The following is a 20,341-nucleotide window of genomic DNA, read 5'->3' on the forward strand; positions in this document are numbered from 1 at the left end:
GTCGGCCCGACGGTTAGGCTTCTCGCTGATCTGTACGTGCCCGGACCCGGAAGTGATCTCCTGAGAAGCCTGGACCCGAGAGCGCCGCTCGTGCTCGACACCCGCGAGCTCGGCCGCCGCCCGGGGTCCCAGCGACAGGTGACGCGGACGGTGCCGGCACCGCCAGATCTGGGCATCGAAGTCCTCAAGGTCACCGAGGGATCGCCGGTCGAGCTCGACCTGCGCCTCGAGGCGGTCATGGAGGGTGTGCTGGTGACGGGCACGGCGCGAGCCGTGCTCGAGGGCGAGTGCGCACGGTGCCTGGAACCGATCGAGGACGACACCGAGGTCACGTTCCAGGAGCTGTTCGTCTACGACGACCCTGCTCACCGGGGCGACCCCGACGAGGACGACGAGGTCAGCAAGCTCGAGGACGACCTGCTCGACCTCGAGCCGCTGCTGCGGGACGCGGTGGTGCTCGCACTGCCGTTCCAGCCCTTGTGCGAGGACGACTGTCCCGGCCTGTGCACCGAGTGCGGTGCACGCCTGGCCGACGACCCGGACCACTCGCACGAGGCGCCGGTCGACCCGCGGTGGGCCGGCCTCGCAGCCCTGAAGGAAGACAGCACCACCCGCTCGCAGGACTGAACCCGGTCCGCGAGCACGACCAGGAACGGCCGGCACCAACCGGTCCCAAACCGAGGAGAGAACAGTGGCAGTCCCGAAGCGGAAGATGTCGCGCAGCAACACGCGTCACCGTCGGTCGGCCTGGAAGGCCGTCGCGCCCACCCTGGTGACCTGCGCGAACCCCGCCTGCGGTGCCAAGCACCTCCCGCACCGTGCGTGCGGCGAGTGCGGCCAGTACGGCGCTCGCGCCGACCGTCGTCAGGTCATCTGAGACCGGTCCACTGACCAACTACAGCGAGCTGCGCGCGGCGCTCGGGGATCCGGAGCTGGACCCCGAGCTGCTGGAGCGTGCGCTCACGCACCGTTCCTACGCGTACGAGAACGGCGGCCTGCCGACCAACGAGCGCCTGGAGTTCCTGGGCGACTCGGTGCTCGGCGTCGTCGTGACCGAGACGCTCTACACGACCCACCCCGACCTCTCCGAGGGTCGGCTGGCCAAGCTCCGCGCAGCGGTCGTCAACGCCCGCGCGCTGGCCGAGGTGGGTCGTGCGATCGGCCTGGGCGACCACGTGAAGCTCGGTCGCGGCGAGGAGTCGACGGGCGGTCGGGGCAAGGCCTCGATCCTCTCCGACACCGTCGAGGCGGTCATCGGTGCCGTCCACCTCTCCGGTGGCGGCTTCGAGACCTCCGCCAAGGTCGTCCACCTGCTCTTCGACCCGCTCATCGAGGCCGCCTCGGCCATGGGTGCGGGCCTGGACTGGAAGACCTCGCTCCAGGAGCTCGCCGCCGAGCACGCCCTCGGCGTGCCCGAGTACGTCATCGAGGACGAGGGCCCCGACCACCAGAAGACCTTCACCGCGCAGGTCCGGGTCGGCGACACGCTCTACGGCAACGGCGTCGGCCGCTCCAAGAAGGAGGCCGAGCAGGCCGCCGCGGAGACGGCGTACGGCGAGATCGCGTCCGCGCTGGGCGTCACCGACCCCGCCGCCGACGCCGCCGCGACCGCCGGCGGCACCTCGCAGCCCGGCTGACCGCGTGCCCGAGCTGCCGGAGGTCGAGGTCGTCCGGGCCGGCCTCGAGCGCCACGTGCTCGACGCGACGATCACCCGCGTCGAGGTGCTGCACCCGCGGCCCGTCCGTCGCGACGCCCGCGGGCCCGAGGGCTTCGCGCAGGCGCTGGCCGGCCGCCGCATCGTCGGCGCCCGCCGCCGCGGCAAGTACCTCTGGCTGCCGCTCGACGACGGCGACGCGCTCCTGGCCCACCTCGGCATGAGCGGCCAGCTGCTCGTCCAGCCGCCCGACGCGCCCGCCGAGCGGCACCTGCGGGTGCGCCTGGCGCTCGAGGGCGCCGACGAGGGCCGCGAGCTGCGGTTCGTCGACCAGCGGATGTTCGGCGGGCTGTCGGTCTCGACCGGCGGGGCCGACCTGCCGCCGGAGATCGCCCACATCGCCCGCGACCCGCTCGACCAGCAGTTCGACCTCGCCGACGTCGTACGCCGCGTGCGCCGCCGTGCCTCGGGCGTCAAGCGGCTGCTGCTGGACCAGAACCTCGTCTCGGGCGTCGGCAACATCTACGCCGACGAGGCCCTGTGGCGCGCCCGGCTCCACGGCGAGCGGCCGGGCGAGCGGCTGGCCGGTCCGCAGGTGCGCGAGCTGCTCGGCCACGTCCACGACGTGATGACCGACGCGCTGGCCCAGGGCGGCACGTCGTTCGACGCGCTCTACGTCAACGTCAACGGCGAGTCGGGCTACTTCGACCGATCGCTGCACGCCTACGGTCGCGAGGGCGAGCCGTGCGACCGGTGCGGGACGCCGATCCGGCGGGTCGCGTTCATGAACCGGTCGTCGTACTTCTGCCCCCGCTGCCAGCCGGTCCCGCGGCGCCGCCGCGTGGTACTGCCCGTCGTCGCCCCGGATTGACCCGCGGACGCTGTGGTGGGACTCTTGAAGACGGCCCGCCCGCGTGCGGCCCTCGTCTCCGGCGGCCTCGATGCCGCCCACGGTCCCCTCGCCGGGGACCACCCCTGGCACGTCCACCCCGAACCGAAGGAACACCCCATGGCCAAGGCGCTGATCGGCTACCTGGACAGCGACCTGCGTGACCCCCGCCTCACGGCGGACAACGCCCGCCTGCGCGCCCGCGTCCGCGAGCTCGAGGCCCTCGTGCTGCGGCTGAGCGAGGAGAACGACCGCCTGGTCGCCGCCTCCGCCGCGGACATCCTCGACCGCGAGTCGGGCCTGCAGGAGATGCAGCCGGCCTGACCGGCGGCGCCTCCGCCCACCTGCCCCACGCCGACTCCCCGCCGGTCGCGGACCCGGACGGTCCGCGGGCGCTAGTCTGACGTCCGCTGAGCTTCCCCCGGCGCAGCCCACCCGCCGCCCCGACATCAGCGCCGACGACCGACCGGTGTAGGGAGCCCCCGTTGTACCTGAAGAGCCTGACCCTCAAGGGGTTCAAGTCCTTCGCGTCCTCGACGACGCTCCAGCTCGAGCCGGGGATCACCTGCATCGTCGGGCCCAACGGCTCGGGCAAGTCCAACGTCGTCGACGCGCTCGCCTGGGTGATGGGCGAGGCCAGCGCCAAGTCGCTGCGCGGCGGCAAGATGGACGACGTCATCTTCGCCGGCACCTCCGGCCGCCCCCCGCTGGGCCGCGCCGAGGTCGTGCTGACCATCGACAACACCGACGGCGCGCTCCCGATCGAGTACGCCGAGGTCACGATCAGCCGCACGATGTTCCGCTCCGGCGGCTCGGAGTACGCCATCAACGGCAGCACCTGCCGCCTGCTCGACGTCCAGGAGCTGCTCTCGGACTCCGGCATCGGCCGCGAGATGCACGTGATCGTCGGGCAGGGCCAGCTCGACCAGATCCTGCACGCGACCCCGGAGGACCGCCGCGGGTTCATCGAGGAGGCCGCCGGCGTCCTCAAGCACCGCAAGCGCAAGGAGAAGGCGCTCCGCAAGCTCGACGCGACCGAGGGCAACCTCAACCGGCTCGGTGACCTGATCGGCGAGATCCGCCGCCAGCTCAAGCCGCTGGGCCGCCAGGCCGAGGTCGCCCGCAAGGCCCAGACGGTCCAGGCCGACGTCCGCGACGCCCGCGCCCGCCTGCTGGCCGACGACCTGGTCACCGCGCGTACGGCGCTGGAGCAGGAGATGGCCGACGAGACCCAGCTGGCGCAGCGGCGCGAGCAGGTCGAGGCCGCGATCGCCGCCGCCCGCGAGACGGAGTCCTCGCTCGAGGCAGCGCTCCGCGAGGACCTGCCTGCGCTCGCCGCCGCGCAGGAGACCTGGTTCGCGCTCTCCGGGCTGCGCGAGCGGCTCCGCGGCACCCAGTCCCTGGCCGCCGAGCGGGTCCGCAACGCCGCCGGCACCGCCGAGACCGAGCACCGCGGTGGCCGCGACCCCGAGGAGCTCGAGGCCGAGGCCGCGCGGATGCGGGAGACCGAGGAGCGGACCGCCGCCGAGGTCGACCGCCACCGGACCGCGCTGGAGGAGGCCGTCGCCGCCCGCCGTGCGGCCGAGGACGCCGCCGCCGAGGAGGACCGCCGGATCGCGGCTCTGCAACGGGCCGCCGCCGACCGCCGGGAGGGCCTCGCCCGGCTGCACGGCCAGGTCAACGCGCTGCGCTCGCGCGCCTCCGCCGCCGACGAGGAGGTCGGCCGGCTGACGCTGGCCCGCGAGGAGGCGCTCGCCCGCGCCGACCGGGCCCAGCGCGACTTCACCGCCCTGGAGACCAGGGTCGCCGGGCTCGACGCGGGCGAGGAGGGCCTCGACGCCGAGCACGAGGCCGCGACCTCCCTGCTCGACGACATCGAGGAGCGGCTCGCCAAGGTCCGCGAGTCGGCCCAGCAGGCCGACCGCGACCGCTCCGCCCTCGCCGCCCGCAAGGACGCGCTCGAGCTCGGACTGGACCGCAAGGACGGCGCCGGCGCCCTGCTCGCCGCCACCGACACCGTCTCGGGCCTGCTCGGCTCGGTCGCCGCGCTGCTGACGGTGCGCACGGGCTTCGAGACCGCGGTCGCCGCGGCCCTGGGGCAGGCGGCCGACGCGGTCGCGGTCACCGGTGCGGACGCCGCGGTCGACGCGATCGCCCACCTCAAGGGCGAGGACCTCGGCCGGGCGGGCCTCGTGCTCGCCGGCGCCGAGGCGGACCAGTCCGCCGGCAACCGGCCCGCGCTGCCGGGCCACGCGACGTACGCCGCGGACGTGGTGGAGTGCCCGGCCGAGCTGCGCCCCGCGGTCGACCGGCTGCTCGACCGCGTCGCGGTCGTCCACGACCTGGCCGCCGCCCGCGCGCTGGTCGCCGACCTGCCCGGCCTCACCGCGGTCACCCGCGAGGGCGACGTGCTCTCCGCCCACCTGGCTGCCGGCGGCTCGACCAGCCGGCCGAGCCTGATCGAGGTGCAGGCCGCGGTCGACGAGGCCGCCGCCCAGCTTGCCGAGGTGACGGCGGCGGGGGAGCGGCTGTCCTTCGACATCTCCCGGCTGGAGGCCGAGCGGCTCGAGGCGCAGAAGCGCGTCGACGTGGCGATGGCCAAGCTGCACGAGTCCGACGCGACGCTGGCTGCGGTGGCCGAGGAGCTCGGGCAGTACGGCTCCCAGGCCCGGGCCGCCCGCGGCGAGGCCGAGCGGCTCGCCCAGGCGATCACGAAGGCGCAGGAGGCCCGCGAGCAGGCCGTGGCCGGCCTGGCGGACCTCGAGACCCGGCTGGCGAGCGCCGAGGACGCCCCCGACGAGGAGCCCGACACCGGGGACCGGGAGCGGCTCGTGGCCGCCGCCCGTGACGCGCGCCAGGGCGAGATGGACGCGCGGCTCGCGCTGCGCACCTCCGAGGAGCGGGCGCGGGCGCTGCACGGCCGCGCCGACGGCCTGCTCCGTGCGGCCCGGGCCGAGCGCGAGGCTCGCGCCAAGGCGGCCGAGCGCCGCGAGCGGCTGCTGCGCGAGGGCCGGGCCGCCGAGGCGGTCGGCGTGGCGGTGGCGCACGTGCTCAGCCGGCTCGAGACGTCGGTGGCCCGCGCTGCGGAGGCGCGGGTCGCGGTCGAGCGGGCCCGGGTGGGCCGCGAGGAGCAGCTGCGCGAGGTGCGCACCCGCCTGCGCGACCTCGCCCGCGAGCACGACGAGCTGGTCAGCTCCGCCCACCGCGACGAGCTGGCCCGCGCCCAGCAGACGATGCGTATCGAGCAGCTCGAGCAGCGCGCGGTCGAGGAGCTCGGGCTGGCCCCCGACGCGCTCGTCGGCGACTACGGCCCCGACGTGCCCGTCCCCGTCGCGCCGGCGCCCGACGCCGCCGAGGACGACCCGGAGCCCGAGCCGGTGCCCTACGTCCGCGCCGAGCAGGAGAGGCGGCTGCGCGCCGCCGAGCGTGCCCTGTCGATGCTCGGCCGGGTCAACCCGCTCGCGCTGGAGGAGTTCTCGGCGATGGAGGAGCGGCACCGCTTCCTCACCGAGCAGCTCGAGGACCTCCGCAAGACCCGCAAGGACCTGCTCGACATCGTCCGCGAGGTCGACACCCGGGTCGAGCAGGTCTTCACCGAGGCGTACGCCGACGTCGAGCGCGCCTTCGACGCCACCTTCGCCCGGCTCTTCCCCGGCGGCGAGGGACGGCTGGTGCTGACCGACCCCGGCAGCATGCTGACCACCGGCATCGAGGTCGAGGCGCGCCCGGCCGGCAAGAAGGTCAAGCGGCTCTCGCTGCTCTCCGGCGGCGAGCGGTCCCTGGTCGCTGTGTGCTTCCTGGTCTCGCTGTTCAAGGCCCGGCCCTCGCCGTTCTACATCCTCGACGAGGTCGAGGCCGCGCTCGACGACACCAACCTCGGGCGCCTGCTCGAGATCTACGAGGAGCTGCGCGAGAGCTCGCAGCTGCTCGTCATCACCCACCAGAAGCGGACGATGGAGGTCGGCGACGCGTTGTACGGCGTGACGATGCGGGGGGACGGCGTCTCGGCCGTCATCAGCCAGCGGCTGCGCGAGCCGGAGCCGGCATGAGCGCCGAGCAGGCCCGCCCGGGCCGGCCGACCCGCGCCGACTACGTGGCGTGGCGGACCATCACGACCCGCTGGCGCGACGACGACGCCTACGGCCACCTCAACAACGCGACGTACTACGAGATGTTCGACACCGCGGTCAACGCCCACCTCTACGAGGCGACCGGGCTCGACATCCGCCGGCTGCCGCAGATCGGGATCGTGGCCGAGACCGGGTGCCGCTACTTCCGCGAGATCGGCTTCCCGGCGCCGGTCGAGGCGGGCCTGGTCTGCGACAAGGTCGGCACGTCCTCGGTCGTCTACCGGATCGGGCTGTTCCAGGGCGACTCCGAGGAGGCGGCGGCCGAGGGCCGGTTCGTCCACGTGTACGTCGACGACACCGACCCGGCCCGCCCGGTCACGCCGATGCCCGACGTGATCCGCGACGCAGCCACCCCCCTGCTGCGCTGACCCGGGGTGGTTGCCCCAGGTGCCACAGGGGTAACAAGGGGGAGTGCTGACGATCTCTTTGGTGATGCTCTTCGTCCTCGTCGTGGCGGGCCTCGTGATGACGTTCGTCGCCTTCCCGCACCGCGGCCGCCGGGTGCCGCAGGCCTCCTGGCTGGGCGAGGCCATGGAGCGCGTCGCCGACCGCGCGCCGGTGCTCGACCCCGAGCGGGACGAGGCGGCCGCGGGCCGGCGCCACTGACCCACCCACCCGTCCGCGGCGCGTTTCGGGGGCTGCGGACCCGGATGGTTGGATGACGACCATGGACGCCCTCGCCATCTTGATCCTCGTCGTCGCGCTCGTCGGCCTCGGCCTCGTCGCGGCGGTCACCGGCCTCCTCGTCAGCCGCCGGCGGGGGCCGCGCCCGCTGCCGAACACCCACACCGACGTCCTCGTCCAGCCGCCGGTCGAGACCGACGAGCCGCCGGTCGAGCTCAGCTCGCCGCCGGCGACCCTCGAGCCCGAGGTCGAGCTCCCGGAGACCCCCGAGGCGCTGGTCGAGGAGGCGCCGGCCCTCGAGCGGCCGGAGGGCACCGCGAGCCGGCTCGTCCGGCTGCGCCAGCGGCTGGCCGGCTCCCAGGGAGCCCTGGGCCGCGGCCTGCTCGCCCTGCTGAGCCGCGACCGCCTGGACGAGGACACCTGGGAGTCGATCGAGGACACCCTGCTCACCGCCGACATCGGCGTCGGGCCCACCCAGGAGCTCGTCGAGCGGCTGCGCACCCGGATGCGCGTCGAGGGCGGCACCGGCGCGGACGCCCGCACCGTGCTGCGCGAGGAGCTGCTCGCGCTCGTCGACCCGTCGATGGACCGCCGCCTGCAGGTCAGCGGCGCCGACGGCCAGCCGGGCGTCGTCCTCGTCGTCGGCGTCAACGGCGCCGGCAAGACCACCACCGTCGGCAAGATCTCGCGCATCCTCGTGGCCGAGGACCACAGCGTCGTCCTCGGTGCGGCCGACACCTTCCGCGCGGCCGCCGTCGAGCAGCTGGCCACCTGGGGCGAGCGGGTCGGCGTCGAGGTCGTCCGCGGCCCGGAGGGCACCGACCCCGCCAGCGTCGCCTTCGAGGCGGTCAAGGAGGGCGTCGCCCGCGGCGTCGACACCGTCATCGTGGACACCGCCGGCCGCCTGCAGAACAAGGCCGGCCTCATGGACGAGCTCGGCAAGGTCAAGCGGGTCATCGAGAAGCAGGCGCCGGTCACCGAGGTCCTGCTGGTCCTCGACGCGACCACCGGCCAGAACGGCATGATCCAGGCCCGCGTCTTCAGCGAGGTCGTCGACGTCACCGGCATCGTGCTCACCAAGCTCGACGGCTCGGCCAAGGGCGGCATCGTCGTCGCGGTCCAGCGCGAGCTCGGCGTCCCCGTCAAGCTCGTCGGGCTCGGCGAGGGCGCGGACGACCTGGCGCCGTTCGACGCCGGTGCGTTCGTCGACGCGCTGCTCGGCTGACGCCCGGCTGACGGCCGGCTGACGCCCGGCGGGCGCCGCAAACGCGACGCGCCCGGCCCGTAACCGGGCCGCAACAAAACTCCAGGACTCGTTTCCTGCTCGCAACATCGGGCGGCGAACCGTGAAATCTCCCGCCCCGAGTGTTCTCGGCAACAGGTGGACCCGCGCCGGACAGCGACGTCGAGCACGCACGGGCCGCCTCCCCGAGAGCAACCTGGAGGTTTCGTGGACGGCTACTACGCGTTCATGCTGGTGGCGACAGCGTTCGTCCTCATGATGACCGTGCCCGCGCTGGCACTCTTCTACGGCGGCATGTCGCGGTCGAAGTCGGTGCTGAACATGATGATGATGTCGTTCGTCGCCGCGGCGATCGTCGGCATCATCTACGTCGCGATCGGCTGGTCGATGGGCTTCGGCGGGGACGGCACGTTCTTCGCCAACCCGTTCGAGCTGTTCTGGCTCGACGGCGTCGAGACCGCCGACTACGTCTTCGTGATGTTCCAGATGACCTTCGCGGTCATCACCGCGGCGCTGATCAGCGGCGCGGTCGAGGGCCGGATGAAGTTCGCGGCCTGGGTCGTCTTCATCCCGCTGTGGGCGGTCATCGTCTACTTCCCGATGGCCCACATGGTCTTCTCCTGCACCGACGACTCGCTGATCTGCGGCCGCATCGGTGCGCAGGACTACGCCGGCGGCACCGCGGTCCACATCAACGCCGGCATCGCGGCGCTCGTGCTCGTGCTGCTGCTCGGCAAGCGGCTGGGCTTCCCCAAGGAGAAGATGCGTCCGCACAACCTGACGCTGACCATGCTCGGCGCGGGCCTGCTCTGGATGGGCTGGTACGGCTTCAACGTCGGCTCGATCGTCTTCGGCGGCGAGAGCCCCGAGGCCGACATGGCCCAGTTCTTCTCCGAGACCGGCCGCACCTTCGCCAACACCACCCTCGCCACGATGGCCGCGATCCTCGGCTGGCTCGCCGTCGAGCGGCTGCTGCACAAGAAGGCGACCTCCCTGGGTGCGGCCTCGGGCATCGTCGCCGGCCTTGTCGCCATCACCCCGGCCGCCGGTGCGGTCGACATCGAGGGCGCGGTCGCCATCGGCCTGGTCGCCGGCGCCATCTGCGCCTGGGCCGTCGGCCTGAAGTACAAGCTCGGCTACGACGACTCCCTCGACGTGGTCGGCGTGCACCTGGTCGGCGGCATCGTCGGCACCGTCCTGATCGGGGTCTTCTCGACCGCCGACGGCGCCGGTGGCATCGACGGCCTCCTCTACGGCGGCGGGATCGACTCGCTGGTCGACCAGGTCCTCGGTGTCCTCGTCGCGATCGCCTACGTCGGCATCCTGACCACGATCATCGGCCTGGCCATCAAGTACACGATCGGCCTGCGGATCAGCGAGGACGACGAGGTCGAGGGGATCGACCTGGTCGCCCACGGCGAGTCGGCGTACGACCTGCACACCAGCAGCTTCGGCGGCGGCGCCGGCAAGACCGGCGTCCTCGCGGCGGCGACCAAGAGCACGGAAGGAGCCAACGCGTGAAGCTCGTGACCGCGGTCATCAAGCCGCACAAGTGGGAGGACGTCCGCGAGGCGCTCGAGACCTTCGGGGTGACCGGCATGACGGTCAGCGAGGTCAGCGGCTACGGACGGCAGAAGGGCCACACCGAGGTCTACCGCGGCGCGGAGTACGACATCGCGCTCGTGCCGAAGATCCGCATCGAGATCGTGGTGGACGACGGTGACGCCGACGACGTCGTGGGCATCGTGGTCAAGACCGCGCAGACCGGTCGGATCGGTGACGGCAAGGTCTGGGTGAGCCCGGTCGAGACGGTGGTGCGGGTCCGCACCGGCGACAAGGACGAAGCCGCCCTGTGACCCACCGACGGCCCGGCTCACCCCGCGTGGGGGAGCCGGGCCGTCGCCGTCGTCGGGCATGATCGGCGCACCTCCCACGGACGGGGGAGCGTCGCGACAGGAGAAGCGCATGAAGCTCGTCACCGCGGTCGTCAAGCCGCACCGGTGGGAGGCGGTCCGTGAGGCCCTGGAGTCGGTCGGCGTCACGGGCATGACGGTCAGCGAGGTCAGCGGCTACGGGCGCCAGAAGGGCCACACCGAGGTCTACCGCGGCGCGGAGTACGACGTGGCGCTGGTGCCGAAGCTGCGGCTCGAGGTGGTCGTCGCCGACGACGACGTCGTCGAGGTGGTCGCCGCCGTCGAGCGCGGTGCGCAGACCGGCAAGATCGGTGATGGCAAGGTCTGGGTCACCCCCGTCGACTCGGTGCTGCGGGTGCGCACCGGCGAGCGCGACGACGAGGCCCTGTGAGCCCCACCCCCAGGACGCCGTGACCGCCGCCGAACGCGCCACCCGCACCGAGCATGCCGACGCGCTCTGCCAGAAGGCCTACGACGGGGCCGGCGGCCCGGACCACGGGATGGCCCTGGTCGCCGTCGGCGGCTACGGCCGGTCCGAGCTCGCGCCGCACTCCGACCTCGACGTCGTCCTCGTCCACGACGAGGGCGTCGACCCGGGGGAGGTGGCCGGCCGGATCTGGTACCCGCTGTGGGACTCCGGCGTGAAGGTCGACCACTCGGTGCGGGCCCTGTCGGAGATGGTGACCGCGACCGAGGCCGACGTGAAGGTCGCGCTCGGTTCGCTCGACGTCCGTCACCTGGCCGGCGACCCCGGGCTCTCGCTGCGGCTGCGGACCACGATGCTCGCCCAGTGGCGGCGCGGCGCCCGTCAACGGCTGCCCGAGGTGCAGCGGCTCGTCCGCGCCCGGCACGACCTGGTCGGCGAGCTCGCGCACGTGTCGGTCCCCGACCTCAAGGAGGCCGAGGGCGGGCTGCGCGACGCCACCGTGCTCCGCGCGCTCGTCGCGACCTGGCTGGTCGACGTGCCGCACGTCGAGCTGGAGCGGGTGCGGCTGGCCCTGCTGGACGTCCGCGACCTCGTCCAGGACGTCGCCGGCCGCGCCAGCGACCGGGTGGCCCCCGAGATGTGGGCCGAGCTGGCCACCAGGCTGGAGCTGCCCGACGCCCGCGCGTCCCAGGTGCACGTCCGCGAGCTGGGGCGCCGGATCACCCACCTGTCCCGGTTGACCTGGCGCCGCGTCGACGACTACCTGGCCCGCCCGGCCGCCGTCGGCGCGCGCCGGCCCGCCCTGACCCCGCTCGCGCCGGGCGTCGCCCTGGCCGGCGGCGAGGTCGTGCTGGACCGCCGTGCCCGCCCGGCCGAGGACCCGGTGCTGCTGCTGCGTGCGGCCGCCGAGGCCGCCGAGCGCGACGTCGTCCTGGCCCCGCCCACCGCCGCCCGCCTGGCCCGCGAGTGCGCGCCGCTGCCCGACCCGTGGCCCGCCGAGGCCCGCCGGCTGCTCGTCCGGCTGCTCGCGTCGGGCCACGGCCTGCTCGACACCTGGGAGACGCTGGAGGAGACCGGTGCGCTCGGCGCCGTCCTGCCCGAGTGGGAGCGGATCCGGCTGCTGCCGCACGCCTCGGCCATCCACCGCTTCACCGTCGACCGCCACGTCGTGGAGACCTGCGTCGAGGCGTCCGGGCTGATCCGGTCGGTCGCGCGCCCGGACGTGCTGATGGTCGCCGCGCTGCTGCACGACATCGGCAAGGGCAGCCTGACCGAGCACAGCGTCGCGGGCGAGCCGATCGCCCGGGGCATCGCCCGCCGGATGGGCTTCGACGACGAGGCGGTCGACCTGGTCGGCACGCTCGTGCGCTGGCACCTGCTGCTCGCCGAGACCGCCACCACCCGCGACCCCGACGACCCGGCCACCGTCGAGCTGGTCACCTCGCGGATCGGCTCGGCCGAGGCGCTGTCGCTGCTGACCGCGCTCACCGAGGCCGACGCCAAGGCCACCTCGCCGAAGGCGTGGTCCTCCTGGCGTGCCGGCCTGGTGCTCGACCTCGCCGGCCGGGCGCGGGCCGCCCTCGACGCGGGCTGCGCCCCGGCGCCGGTCGTCGCCGACGAGCTCGAGATCCCGGGCGAGGTGCGCCGCGGCGAGGTGTCCTTCCGCGTCGAGGAGCTGGCCGACGGGGCCCGGGTCACCGTGCTCGCGCCCGACCGCGTCGGCCTGCTCGCCGACCTGGCCGGGGTGCTGGCGCTGCAGCGGCTGCCGGTCCGCGCCGCCCGCGCCTGGGCGCAGGACCAGCACGCCGTCGCGGTGTTCGAGGTGGCCGCCCAGGGCCTGGACGCCACGGTCCTCCGCACGCGGTACGACGCCGTCCGCGCCGGGGCGGTCGACCCGACCGCCCGCCTCCGGCCGGCCGGCCCCGACGTGCTGGCCCCCACCGTCGCCGTACGCCCCGAGGCCTCGGCGCGCTCGACCGTCCTGGAGGTGCGGGCCACCGACCGGCCCGGCGTGGTGCACCTGGTCTGCGCCGCCCTGGCGGGGCTCGGCGTCGCCGTCCGCTCGGCCCACGTCGACACGCTCGGACCCCAGGCCGTCGACGTGTTCTACGTGCAGGAGGCCGACGCCGGCCCCCTGCCCGACGGCCGCGCCGCCGAGGCCGCCCACGCCGTCCGCGCCGCCCTGTCGGGGGAGTGACCCGGCACCCGCTCTCAACCACCCGGCCGGTTGAGGAAGGCGCGCAGCGCCTGTCTCGAAACCCGGTGAGGTGCCTGCGGCCTCAGCCCGGGCGCAGGAGCGACCGGCTCAGCAGCAGCGCGACCGGCTCAGCAGCAGCGCGATTGGGGGTTGTGCTCGCGCAGGTCGGTGCGGTGCCGCTCGTACTCCCGGCGAGTCATCGGCTCGACGCCGTCGCGCTCGCACCGGGCGAGGTAGGCCTCCCAGCGGGACTCGCCGGTGACCTCCCGGAGGTACCACCGGACGCCGTCGACGGCGCGACGCACCCGGACCGCGGCGCCGGCGCTCATCGCCGTCCCCCGACCGTCTCGGCGCCGTGGGACTCCTCCCAGGCGCGCATCGCCTCCTTCTCCTCGGCGGTGGCGAAGAAGTCGGCGGGCGCGACGACCCGCGACGGGGTGTGGGGCACCTCGGTGGTCGGCAGACCGCCGGCCCGGGCCGCGCGGACCCAGATGACGACGGCGTTCGCGACGACGACGAGCACGAGCAGCGCGAAGGCAGCCTGCAGCACACCGTTGAGGGTGGAGTTGAACACGACCTGGTCCATCTGGCTCGCGTCGGTCGCCGGGGCCAGCACGTCGCCGGCGTCCCGAGCCTCGCGGTAGCGGTCGGCCTGGGCGAAGTAGCCGATCGCCGGGTTGTCGGAGAAGACCTTCTGCCAGCTCGCGGTCATCGTGACGATGAGGTCCCAGGCGAGCGGGATGCCGGGCACCCAGGCCCAGCGCAGCTTGCCGTGCTTGATGAGGAGCGTGACGCACAGGGTCAGCGCGATGGCGGCCAGGAGCTGGTTGGCGATGCCGAACAACGGGAAGAGCTGGTTGATCCCGCCGAGTGGGTCGGTGACACCGACGTACAGCATCGAGCCCCAGGCGCCGACGACCACGGCGCTCGCGATCCACGTCCCGACGGTCCACGAGGTGTCGCCGAACCGCTTCCAGACGTTGCCGACGGTGTCCTGCAGCATGAACCGGCCGACACGGGTGCCGGCGTCGACGGCGGTGAGGATGAACAGCGCCTCGAACATGATCGCGAAGTGGTACCAGAACGCTTGGAGCCCCCCGCCGAACGCCTCGGAGAAGACCTGCGAGAGGCCGAAGGCCAGCGTGGGCGCACCGCCCGTGCGGGAGATCAGCGACTCCTCCTCGACCGCGGCCGCCGCGGCGGCGAGCTGGTCGGGTGTGATCGTGAAGCCCAGGCTCGCCACGAACTCCGCGGCGCTCTCGACCGTCCCGCCGGTGGCGCCGGCCGGGGCGTTCATCGAGTAGTAGAGGCCCTGGTCGATGACGACCGCCGCGATGAGCGCGCTGATGGCGACGAACGACTCCATCAGCATGCCGCCGTACCCGATCATCCGGACCTGGCTCTCCTTGGCCAGCAGCTTGGGCGTCGTGCCCGAGGAGATCAGCGCGTGGAACCCGGACAGGGCGCCGCAGGCGATCGTGATGAAGACGAACGGGAAGACCTTGCCCGCGAAGACCGGACCGTCGCCGTCGGTGGCGAACGACGTCACCGCCTCGGCCTGGATCGTCGGTGCGGCGATGACCAGGCCGACGGCCAGCAGCGCGATCACGCCGACCTTCATGAACGTCGAGAGGTAGTCGCGCGGGGTCAGCAGCATCCACACCGGGAGCACAGAGGCCACGAAGCCGTAGACGACCAGGCAGATGACCAGCGTCTCCTTCGACAGCGTCAGGTCGTCGGCGAGCGCCGACCCGTCGACCCAGCCGCCGGCGACGATCGCGAGGAGCAGCAGGACCACGCCGATGGCGGTCACCTCGAGCACCCGGCCGGGGCGCAGGTAGCGCAGGTAGAAGCCCATGAACAGCGCGATGGGGATGGTGAGCCCGATCGAGAAGACGCCCCACGGCGACTCCGCGAGCGCGTTGACCACGACCAGCGCGAGCACCGCCAGGATGATGATCATGATCGCGAACACCGCGATCAACGCCGCGATGCCGCCCACGACGCCGATCTCCTCGCGCACCATCTGGCCCAGGCTCTTGCCGTCGCGGCGGACCGAGAAGAACAGCACGACCATGTCCTGCACGGCGCCGGCCAGGATGACGCCGACGATGATCCAGATCGTCCCGGGCAGGTAGCCCATCTGGGCGGCCAGGACCGGGCCGACGAGCGGGCCGGCGCCGGCGATGGCCGCGAAGTGGTGGCCGAAGAGCACGCGGCGGTCGGTCACCTCGAAGTCGACGCCGTTGTCGAGGCGCTCCGCGGGCGTCGCGCGCGTGTCGTCGACCTCGAGCACCCTGCGGGCGATGAAGCGCGCGTAGAACCGGTACGCGATCGCGTAGGAGCACAGCGCCGCGAACAGCATCCACAGCGCTGAGACGTCCTCGCCGCGGGAGAGCGCGAGGACCGCCCAGCAGACCGCCCCCACGAGCGCGACGGCGCTCCACAGGACGACGGACCGGGCGCCGGGGCGCGGCGAGGAGGGGGTGGGCCGTCCCGGCTGCGGGGAGACTTCGGTGGTCGTGCTCATGCTGGTGCTCCTGTCCCGAGTGACTGCGCTCACCCTCGCACGCCGAGCGGGCGGTGGGTACCCACGTCGCCCGGTTAGGATTTGGCTGTCCGACCACCCGTCGTACCCGTCACCGATCGTCAGGATTCACGTGTTCGCCACCCTCTCCGACCGGCTCGCCGACACCTTCAAGAACCTCCGGGGCAAGGGCCGGCTCTCCGAGGCCGACGTCGACGCCACCGCCCGCGAGATCAGGATCGCCCTGCTCGAGGCCGACGTCGCGCTGCCGGTCGTCAAGGAGTTCGTGGCCGCGGTCAAGGAGCGTGCCCGCGGCGAGGAGGTCAGCCAGGCGCTGAACCCCGCCCAGCAGGTCGTCAAGATCGTCAACGAGGAGCTCGTCGCGATCCTCGGCGGGGAGACCCGCCGGCTGCGCTACGCCAAGACCGGCCCGACGGTGATCATGCTCGCCGGTCTCCAGGGCGCCGGCAAGACGACGCTGGCCGCGAAGCTCGCGCTGTGGCTCAAGGAGCAGGGCAAGACCCCGATGCTGGTCGCCTGCGACCTCCAGCGCCCCAACGCCGTCAAGCAGCTGCAGGTCAACGGCGAGCGCGTCGGGGTGCCGGTCTACGCCCCCGAGCCCGGCAACGGCGTCGGTGACCCCGTCGCCGTCGCGCGCGGCTCGATCGAGGAGGCCAAGCGCCGCGTGCACGACGTCGTCATCGTCGACACCGCCGGCCGCCTCGGCGTCGACGCCGAGCTGATGCAGCAGGCCTCGGACATCCGTGACGCCGTGCAGCCCGACGAGGTGCTCTTCGTCGTCGACGCGATGATCGGCCAGGACGCGGTCTCGACCGCGCAGGCCTTCCTCGACGGCGTCGGGTACGACGGCGTCGTCCTCACCAAGCTCGACGGCGACGCCCGCGGTGGTGCGGCGCTGTCGATCGCCTCGATCACCGGCAAGCCGGTCATGTTCGCCTCCAACGGCGAGAAGATGACCGACTTCGACCTCTTCCACCCCGACCGCATGGCCTCGCGCATCCTCGACATGGGTGACGTGATGACCCTGATCGAGCAGGCCGAGAAGGCCTTCGACTCCGAGCAGGCGATGAAGGCGGCCGCCAAGCTGAGCGGCCAGGGCGGGGAGTTCACCCTCGACGACTTCCTCGAGCAGATGCAGCAGGTCCGCAAGCTCGGCTCGATGTCGAAGATCATGGGGATGCTGCCCGGGATGGGCCAGTTCCGCGAGCAGCTGGAAAACTTCGACGAGCGCGAGATCGACCGGATCCAGGCGATCATCCAGTCGATGACCCCGGCCGAGCGGGCCAACCCGAAGATCATCGACGGCTCCCGCCGGGCCCGGATCGCCAAGGGCTCGGGCCGACAGGTCTCCGACGTCAACCAGCTCGTCGACCGCTTCTTCGAGGCGCGCAAGATGATGATGCAGATGGCGCGCGGCGGCGGCATGCCCGGGATGCCCGGCATGCCGGGGATGCCCGGCCTGGGCGGGCCGAAGAAGGGCAAGGCCAAGGCGCAGCCGAAGAAGGGCAAGGGCGCCAAGCGCTCCGGCAACCCGGCCAAGGCCGCCCAGCAGGCCGCCGCGGACAAGGAGAAGGCCGCCGCAGCCGGCGCCGCCAACCCGTTCGGCATGCCGGGCGGCGAGGACATGGACTACGAGAAGGCCGCTGCCGCGCTGGACCTGCCGAAGGACTTCTCGAAGTTCCTGAAGTGACCACCGTCCTCGTCGTCGACGGCGCCAACGTCGTCGGCAGCCGGCCCGACGGGTGGTGGAAGGACCGCGCCGGCGCGGCGCGGCGGCTGCACGAGCGGCTGCTGGTCGCCGACGTGCCGCAGCAGCACGTCGTGCTCGTGCTCGAGGGTGCGGCCAAGGGCGGGGTCCCGGCCGGGCGCGACGCGCACGTGCGGACCGTGCACGCCAAGGGCGTCGGCGACGAGACGATCCTCGCCGAGGCTCGCACCGCGGCGGAGCGCGGTGACCGCGTCACAGTGGTCACGGCCGACCGGATGCTGCAGGCGCGGGTGCAGGGCGTCGGCGCGCTCGCGGTCGGGCCCTCCTGGCTGCTGGACCTCACCGGCTGAGCAGCCCGCTAGCGTCGGGCCATGGCTGCGCTGAAGTTCTCCGGACCGGTCCTGCCCGACGGCGAGAGCCGCGACCTGTACGTCGTGGACGGGACGGTCACCTACGAGCCCCAGCCCGGGGCCGAGACGGTCGCGCGCGGCTGGATCCTCCCCGGGCTCGTCGACGCCCACAACCACCTCGGCCTCGAGGACCACGGCGCGGTCGACGAGTCGGAGGTCGAGGCGCAGGCGCTGGCCGACCGCGACGCGGGGGCGCTGCTGCTGCGTGACTGCGGCTCGCCGGCCGACACCCGGTGGGTCCAGGAGCGCGACGACCTGCCGCGGCTGGTCCGCGCCGGCCGGCACGTCGCGCGCACCAGGCGCTACATCAAGAACTACGCCCACGAGGTGGAGCCGGCCGACCTGGCGGCGTACGTCGCGACCGAGGCCCGGGGCAGCGACGGCTGGGTGAAGGTCGTCGGCGACTGGATCAGCCGGGACGCCGGCGACCTCGCCCCGTCGTTCCCGGCCGACGCCTTCGCCGACGCGATCGCCGCCGCCCACGCCGAGGGCGCGAAGGTCACCGCGCACTGCTTCGGCCGCGACGTGCTCCAGGGCCTGCTGGACGCCGGCATCGACTGCATCGAGCACGGCACCGGCCTCTCGGTCGACCAGCTCGACCAGATGGCCGCGCGCGGGGTGGCGCTGGTGCCGACGGTGATGCAGACCGCGAAGTTCCCCGAGTTCGCCGAGCAGGGCCGCGCGAAGTTCCCGACGTACGCCGCCACGATGGAGGACCTCTTCGCCCGCCGCCGCGAGGTGCTGATGTCGGCCCACGAGGCGGGCGTGCCGCTGTACGTCGGCAGCGACGGCGGCGGCGCGCAGCGCCACGGCTGGCTCGCCGGCGAGGTCCAGGCGATGGTCGAGCTGGGCCTGCCGGCCGCCGACGTCGTGGCCGCGGCCTCGTGGCGCGGGCGGGAGTGGCTCGGCTTCGCCGGGCTGGAGGAGGGCGCGAGCGCCGACCTCGTCGTCTACGACCGGGACCCGGTCGCCGACCCGAGCGCGCTGTGGGAGCCGGCCTGCGTCGTCCTGCGCGGGCAGGTCGTCGGCGCGGCGCCGGCCTAGGAGACCTTCACCAGGTCCCCGCAGACGTAGTCACCGGAGGAGACCTGCTTCCACCGGCCGCCGTCGAGCTGGATGAAGCGCATGCAGTCCCCGCTGCGCTTGGACCCGACCTGCTGGGGGGAGTGCAGGCCGTTGCCCGTCCAGCCGGAGACCTTGCGCAGCGCCCCGACGAGCGAGGCGCGCGTCAGCCTCCCGCCGAGCCGGTTGGCCTGCTCGACGAAGAGCCGGGTCGCGGACCAGGCGTAGGCGCCGTAGATCGTCGCGACCGCGCCGGGGCGGACCTGCTCGAGCCACGAGCGGTAGAGCGCGACCTCCTTGTTGCGCAGGTCGTCGAGCAGCGCGGTCGTGGTGTAGACGAGCGTGCCCTCGCCGGCCGCGCCCGCCTCCTCGACGTACGTCTGGTCGTAGATCGTCTGGTCCTGGATGAACGCCTTCGGCCGGTAGCCCTGCTGCTGCATCGCCTGCTGCATGCGGATCGTGTGCTGGTAGGGGCCGACGTAGGTGACCAGCTCGATGCCGCGGTTCTTCAGTTCCTGGACGTAGGGGGCGTAGTTGAACTCCGCGACGTCGATCGCCTGGACGTAGTCGACGCCGAGGCCGCCCTTCTCCCACGCCTCGGCCAGCCGCTTCGAGGCGAGCGGCACGGTGCCGACGTTGATGTAGAGCACGCCGACCTTGTCCGCGGCGGCGCCGTAGGTCGTGCGGAGGTACTGCGGCACCGCGAGCGGCTGGAGGTCCGGGGTCACCGCGGCGGTCCCGAAGCAGGTGTCGCACTCGAAGACCTGCTGGGAGACCGAGAGGGCATGCAGGTCGGGCAGGCCGCACCCCTGCGCGGTCGCCGCGCCGCCGTCGTCGAAGACCGACATCGACCCGACCGCGGCGAACGCCTCGTCGCAGGCCTTGGTGTAGGCGACCTGGTTGGCGGCCGAGTCCGCCCGGCTGTCGAGCGCCATGACCTCGATCGCGCGGCCGCAGATGTCGGAGGTGGCGTTGAAGTACGCCGCGAACGCCCGCGCGCCGTCCTGCGCGGCCTGGAAGACCCCAGGGACCGGGCCGGAGATGTCCGAGACGTTGGCGAGGGTGATCGCCTCGTCGGTGACGCCGGTCGTGTTGGCGAAGCCGTCGCAGCTGCCCTGTTGTCCGGGATCGGCGGCCGGGGGACCGCCCTCGCCCGCGGCTCCGCCGGCACCCCCGCCGCTGGCGCCGCCCGGTCCGGAGCCCGTGCCGCTGCTGGTGGTGCCACCGCTGGAGACGTCACCGGACCCGGCCGCGGAGCCGGCACCGGTGTCGATGGGCCCTCCGCCCGTCACGCCCGTCGGGTCCGTGCCCGTCCCGGTCCCGGCGTCGTCGGGCCCGGCCGCGCCGGGTGCCAGCGCCCCGGTCCCGGTCACCTGCGAGACCGTCGCCGGCGCGACCTGCGACCCGCAGCCCGCCAGCACCAGCGCGAGCGCCGCCCCGAGCGCGGCCGTCGCGGCCCGTGCTCCTGTCGTGGTCACCCCATGTGTCCTCGCCACCCTGGGCACGCTAGACCCGAGGGTGACGTATGTCACTAC

Annotated in this window: 19 protein-coding genes; 16 read left to right on the forward strand and 3 right to left on the reverse strand. The window is 73.5% G+C overall.

Going from position 1 to position 20,341, the window contains the following annotated elements; all coding sequences use genetic code 11:
- The first annotated feature begins 90 nt into the window (after nt 1-90).
- The 13 genes from QWY29_RS04435 to QWY29_RS04495 all read left to right on the forward strand — a co-directional run bounded on the left by QWY29_RS04435 (nt 91) and on the right by QWY29_RS04495 (nt 13,078).
- Nucleotides 91-627 (forward strand): YceD family protein, encoded by a 537-nt coding sequence (locus tag QWY29_RS04435; protein WP_300959445.1) that lies wholly within the window; start codon nt 91-93, stop codon nt 625-627.
- A 64-nt stretch (nt 628-691) separates the two neighbouring features.
- On the forward strand, nt 692-877 hold the full coding sequence (gene rpmF / locus QWY29_RS04440) for a 50S ribosomal protein L32 (RefSeq protein WP_166189999.1): 186 nt from the start codon (nt 692-694) through the stop codon (nt 875-877).
- Entirely contained in the window at nt 798-1,637 is an 840-nt protein-coding gene (rnc, locus tag QWY29_RS04445; RefSeq protein ID WP_300959447.1) for a ribonuclease III, read from the forward strand. The genes rpmF and rnc overlap by 80 nt, the downstream gene beginning before the upstream one ends.
- Nucleotides 1,638-1,641: 4 nt before the next feature.
- On the forward strand, nt 1,642-2,526 hold the full coding sequence (mutM, locus tag QWY29_RS04450) for a bifunctional DNA-formamidopyrimidine glycosylase/DNA-(apurinic or apyrimidinic site) lyase (RefSeq protein ID WP_300959449.1): 885 nt from the start codon (nt 1,642-1,644) through the stop codon (nt 2,524-2,526).
- A 138-nt stretch (nt 2,527-2,664) separates the two neighbouring features.
- Nucleotides 2,665-2,868 (forward strand): hypothetical protein, encoded by a 204-nt coding sequence (locus QWY29_RS04455; protein ID WP_300959450.1) that lies wholly within the window; start codon nt 2,665-2,667, stop codon nt 2,866-2,868.
- Between the two features lie 161 nt (nt 2,869-3,029).
- Nucleotides 3,030-6,593, forward strand: coding sequence for a chromosome segregation protein SMC (smc, locus tag QWY29_RS04460; RefSeq protein WP_300959451.1), 3,564 nt, complete (start codon nt 3,030-3,032; stop codon nt 6,591-6,593).
- A complete protein-coding gene (locus QWY29_RS04465; RefSeq protein ID WP_300959452.1) occupies nt 6,590-7,042 on the forward strand; it encodes an acyl-CoA thioesterase in 453 nt (150 codons plus the stop codon). The genes smc and QWY29_RS04465 overlap by 4 nt, the downstream gene beginning before the upstream one ends.
- A gap of 61 nt (nt 7,043-7,103) precedes the next feature.
- Complete coding sequence (locus QWY29_RS04470; protein ID WP_300959453.1) at nt 7,104-7,280, forward strand: hypothetical protein; 177 nt, start codon at nt 7,104-7,106, stop codon at nt 7,278-7,280.
- A gap of 61 nt (nt 7,281-7,341) precedes the next feature.
- A complete protein-coding gene (gene ftsY / locus QWY29_RS04475) occupies nt 7,342-8,523 on the forward strand; it encodes a signal recognition particle-docking protein FtsY (RefSeq protein WP_300959454.1) in 1,182 nt (393 codons plus the stop codon).
- A 225-nt stretch (nt 8,524-8,748) separates the two neighbouring features.
- Complete coding sequence (locus QWY29_RS04480; RefSeq protein WP_300959455.1) at nt 8,749-10,062, forward strand: ammonium transporter; 1,314 nt, start codon at nt 8,749-8,751, stop codon at nt 10,060-10,062.
- The gene (locus QWY29_RS04485) at nt 10,059-10,397 is read left to right on the forward strand and encodes a P-II family nitrogen regulator (protein WP_166190015.1); all 339 of its coding nucleotides are present in this window, start codon (nt 10,059-10,061) and stop codon (nt 10,395-10,397) included. Before QWY29_RS04480 ends, QWY29_RS04485 begins: the two co-directional genes overlap by 4 nt.
- Nucleotides 10,398-10,506: 109 nt before the next feature.
- The gene (locus QWY29_RS04490; RefSeq protein ID WP_300959456.1) at nt 10,507-10,845 is read left to right on the forward strand and encodes a P-II family nitrogen regulator; all 339 of its coding nucleotides are present in this window, start codon (nt 10,507-10,509) and stop codon (nt 10,843-10,845) included.
- Between the two features lie 19 nt (nt 10,846-10,864).
- Nucleotides 10,865-13,078: a [protein-PII] uridylyltransferase gene (locus QWY29_RS04495; protein WP_300959458.1), complete on the forward strand. Its 2,214-nt coding sequence runs from the start codon at nt 10,865-10,867 to the stop codon at nt 13,076-13,078.
- Nucleotides 13,079-13,206: 128 nt separating this feature from the next.
- Here QWY29_RS04495 and QWY29_RS04500 read toward each other — a convergent pair whose 3' ends face one another.
- Both QWY29_RS04500 and QWY29_RS04505 read right to left on the reverse strand, forming a co-directional pair.
- Nucleotides 13,207-13,407 carry a YbdD/YjiX family protein gene (locus QWY29_RS04500; RefSeq protein WP_300959459.1) on the reverse strand — a complete coding sequence of 67 codons (201 nt, stop codon included), beginning with the start codon at nt 13,405-13,407 and terminating at the stop codon, nt 13,207-13,209.
- A complete protein-coding gene (locus QWY29_RS04505) occupies nt 13,404-15,608 on the reverse strand; it encodes a carbon starvation CstA family protein (protein WP_300959461.1) in 2,205 nt (734 codons plus the stop codon). Before QWY29_RS04505 ends, QWY29_RS04500 begins: the two co-directional genes overlap by 4 nt.
- A 130-nt stretch (nt 15,609-15,738) precedes the next feature.
- Here QWY29_RS04505 and ffh point away from each other — a divergent pair, with 130 nt between their 5' ends.
- The 3 genes from ffh to QWY29_RS04520 are packed head-to-tail and all read left to right on the forward strand — an operon-like array spanning nt 15,739 to nt 18,788.
- A complete protein-coding gene (gene ffh / locus QWY29_RS04510) occupies nt 15,739-17,316 on the forward strand; it encodes a signal recognition particle protein (protein ID WP_300959462.1) in 1,578 nt (525 codons plus the stop codon).
- Nucleotides 17,313-17,684 carry an NYN domain-containing protein gene (locus tag QWY29_RS04515; RefSeq protein ID WP_300959464.1) on the forward strand — a complete coding sequence of 124 codons (372 nt, stop codon included), beginning with the start codon at nt 17,313-17,315 and terminating at the stop codon, nt 17,682-17,684. The genes ffh and QWY29_RS04515 overlap by 4 nt, the downstream gene beginning before the upstream one ends.
- Nucleotides 17,685-17,705: 21 nt before the next feature.
- Complete coding sequence (locus QWY29_RS04520) at nt 17,706-18,788, forward strand: amidohydrolase family protein (protein ID WP_300959465.1); 1,083 nt, start codon at nt 17,706-17,708, stop codon at nt 18,786-18,788.
- Here QWY29_RS04520 and QWY29_RS04525 read toward each other — a convergent pair.
- The gene (locus QWY29_RS04525) at nt 18,785-20,284 is read right to left on the reverse strand and encodes an ABC transporter substrate-binding protein (protein ID WP_300959466.1); all 1,500 of its coding nucleotides are present in this window, start codon (nt 20,282-20,284) and stop codon (nt 18,785-18,787) included. The genes QWY29_RS04520 and QWY29_RS04525 overlap by 4 nt on opposite strands.
- Nucleotides 20,285-20,341: the final 57 nt, after the last annotated feature.

Source organism: Nocardioides abyssi (genome assembly GCF_030412915.1).
Taxonomy (GTDB): Bacteria; Actinomycetota; Actinomycetes; order Propionibacteriales; family Nocardioidaceae; genus Nocardioides; species Nocardioides abyssi.